The organism is Polynucleobacter sp. 35-46-11 (assembly GCF_002281105.1).
This window is the reverse complement of the sequence record NZ_NCFJ01000342.1, coordinates 1-2,770: the sequence shown is the minus strand read 5'-3', so window position 1 is coordinate 2,770 and position 2,770 is coordinate 1. Positions and strand designations below refer to the sequence as shown.

The window sequence follows — 2,770 nt, the reverse complement described above, 5'->3', positions numbered from 1 at the left end:
AGTTCCAGGTGGCTTAACCATGACGACATCTAAAGATGTACTTGAGGCCGTGGCAACAGGTTCTGGGCCCAGCAAATTCTTAATGACCTTAGGTTATGCAGGTTGGAGTGCTGGGCAGCTTGAAGAAGAGATTGCCCTCAATGGCTGGATCAATGTTCCTTTGTCCCAGCAACAAATGAGTGAGATTATTTTCAACACCCCCTCTAGCCAGCGCTACGAGAGGACGATGAGTCTTTTAGGTTTTGATCCATCCCATCTTTCTGGCGAGGCAGGGCATGCCTGAGGGTATTAAGAAGGGCGTAGAGCTGACGGTCATGGCCTTTGACTTCGGGACGAGACGTATTGGCGTGGCTGTTGGCAATACCCTGACCAAAGCTGGCCAGCCATTGAGGATTATTGAGGAGCCATCTGAGGATGTGAGATTTAGGGCTATTCAAACCCTCATCAAAGAATGGCAACCAAACCAGTTGGTTGTGGGGCTGCCATGCCATCCTGACGGGACTGAGCATAAGATGAGTGCCAAGGCCCGCCGCTTTGGCAACCAGCTGCATGGACGCTTTCATTTGCCGGTGGAGTGGGTTGATGAGCGGTATACCTCAGCTGTTTTAGAGGGCGACCCCAATATGCGAGACAATTTGGATGCCGAGTCTGCGGCCTTGATTTTGGAGCAGTATTTTCTTGAAAAGAATTGGATTAGTTGAGATGAATGCAGAGCAGTCCTATCTGAAATTACTAGAGACTTTGAGTCAGCGCAAAAAGGCAGGTGATTCATTTGAGTTGGCCGGTCTTGCAATGGGCGGGGCTTGGATTGCAGAGCGTTTAGCTACAGATTTAAATCTTTCCCACTTTGGCGTCATTAACGTGGCATTTCATCGAGATGACTATACGGAGAAGGGTATGACAGCGCTTCGTACTGCCAGCACGATGTCCACTCATCTTCCTTTTGAGGTGAATGGTGCAAATGTCATTTTGATTGATGATGTTTTACTCACTGGTCGTACGGTTCGTGCAGCGCTCAATGAGCTGTTTGATTTTGGTAGACCTGCGAAAGTCGAATTGATGGTTTTGGCGGATCGCGAGAACCGTGAGCTGCCAATCTCTGCTGACTTTGTGGGGGAGCAAGTAAGCGTTCCCGATAATCAAATTTTAGTTTTAGAAAAAGATGGCGCTGGCAAGTTCAGCTTTCAATTAGAGGAGCGTGCAGCATGAGCGGAATGAATAACTTATTAAACGCCCCAGTAAATCAATTTAATGCTGCTGGTGAACTAACCCATTTGCTGACTCTAGAGGGTTTGCCAAAAGAGCAGATTCTGCATATTTTGGATACTGCTCAACAATTTGTCAGTGTGACTGATCCTGCGCGAGAAGTTAAAAAAGTACCACTCCTACGTGGCAAGAGTGTATTCAACTTGTTCTTTGAAAACTCTACGCGTACTCGCACTACTTTTGAGATTGCTGCCAAGCGCTTGTCGGCAGATGTGATTAACTTGGATATCTCCACGTCTTCAACGGCTAAAGGTGAGAGCCTCTTAGATACGATTGATAACTTAGTTGCAATGCAGGCCGATATTTTTGTAGTGCGCCATAGTGTTTCTAGAGCGCCGATTGAGATCGCTCAACACGTTCCCGCGCACGTGCACGTAGTCAATGCAGGCGATGGTAGTCACCAGCATCCTACTCAAGGTCTGCTGGATATGTACACGATGCGCCACTTTAAGAAAGACTTTAGCGGTCTGAAGGTGGCGATTGTGGGGGATATTGTGCATAGTCGTGTTGCTAAATCGAACATCTGTGCTTTAAGAACCTTGGGTTGTGCGGATATTCGTGCAATTGGCCCCGAGAGTCTATTGCCAAGCGACCTAGATATGTTGGGTGTGAAGGTTTTCCACAGCATGGAAGAGGGTTTAAAGGGGGTTGATGTGGTCATGACCTTACGCATCCAGAAGGAACGCATGGAGGTTGGTCAAGTCCCAGAAGGCTATGCGTTCTTTAGTCAGTATGGTTTAACGCCAACACGCTTGGCTTTGGCTAAACCCGATGCCATTGTGATGCATCCAGGCCCCATGAATCGTGGTGTGGAAATTGATTCTGCTGTAGCTGATGGGCCTCAGTCAGTCATCCTCAATCAGGTCACTTTTGGTATTGCGGTGCGTATGGCCGTGATGTCGATCGTTGCTAGTAACTAGTCAACATTGCGAATAATTGCACTAATGCAAAAAAAGAACTGGTTAATCCTGTCTCATGGTTTCAATATGGATGGCAGAGCATCTAGTCAAACTATCACCGATAAAATTCCCTACCTACTGGAGGCAGGAATCCAGCCGCAAGTTTTTAGTGCAATCACCGGGATTAAAGATAATCGATTTCCGCATAAGCAATTTTTAGCTTGGGGGCCAGCTGCATTCCGGTTTGATTTCCGCCATTGGATTGCAAATCAATATGGCCGTGGACTTTTTTATAAGGTCTCGACAGGCTTGGCCTCTTTATTGCTCGCTCCCTTCATAGCATTAGAAAAACTCTTTCTTGGATACTCAAGCCAATGGTCTTGGGCGATGCCAGCCTACGTACATGGCTTAAAGTTAATTAGAGAGGGTAAGGTCGATGTGATTTACTCGACTGGTGGCGCTTGGTCTGCACATCTAGCGGGTTTATGGTTGAAGAAAAAAACAGGGCTACCTTGGATTGTAGAAATCCATGATCCACTAGTAATACGTCAGAGTCCAACAGATCCTGGGTTTGAGAAACCAAAAAATCGTGATGCACAATTTCG

General features: G+C 46.9%; 5 protein-coding genes. All 5 read left to right on the top strand.

The genetic code is table 11. From position 1 onward, the window contains the following. On the top strand, nt 1-283 hold a 283-nt coding region (locus tag B7Y67_RS14585), incomplete at its 5' end, for a YqgE/AlgH family protein (RefSeq protein ID WP_293599261.1). After that, entirely contained in the window at nt 276-701 is a 426-nt protein-coding gene (ruvX, locus tag B7Y67_RS14580) for a Holliday junction resolvase RuvX (protein ID WP_293599260.1), read from the top strand. The genes B7Y67_RS14585 and ruvX, both read left to right, overlap by 8 nt. A 1-nt stretch (nt 702) precedes the next feature. Continuing rightward, a complete protein-coding gene (gene pyrR / locus B7Y67_RS14575) occupies nt 703-1,209 on the top strand; it encodes a bifunctional pyr operon transcriptional regulator/uracil phosphoribosyltransferase PyrR (protein ID WP_293599259.1) in 507 nt (168 codons plus the stop codon). A gap of 5 nt (nt 1,210-1,214) precedes the next feature. Further along, the gene (locus tag B7Y67_RS14570; protein WP_293599263.1) at nt 1,215-2,186 is read left to right on the top strand and encodes an aspartate carbamoyltransferase catalytic subunit; all 972 of its coding nucleotides are present in this window, start codon (nt 1,215-1,217) and stop codon (nt 2,184-2,186) included. A gap of 24 nt (nt 2,187-2,210) precedes the next feature. Further along, on the top strand, nt 2,211-2,770 hold a 560-nt coding region (locus tag B7Y67_RS14565; RefSeq protein WP_293599258.1), incomplete at its 3' end, for a glycosyltransferase.

Bases quoted from the DNA above. Each gene is read 5' to 3' on its own strand.
- ruvX (WP_293599260.1), top strand. From the start codon at position 276: ATGCCTGAGGGTATTAAGAAGGGCGTAGAGCTGACGGTCATGGCCTTT.
- pyrR (WP_293599259.1), top strand. From the start codon at position 703: ATGAATGCAGAGCAGTCCTATCTGAAATTACTAGAGACTTTGAGTCAG.
- B7Y67_RS14570 (WP_293599263.1), top strand. From the start codon at position 1,215: ATGAATAACTTATTAAACGCCCCAGTAAATCAATTTAATGCTGCTGGT.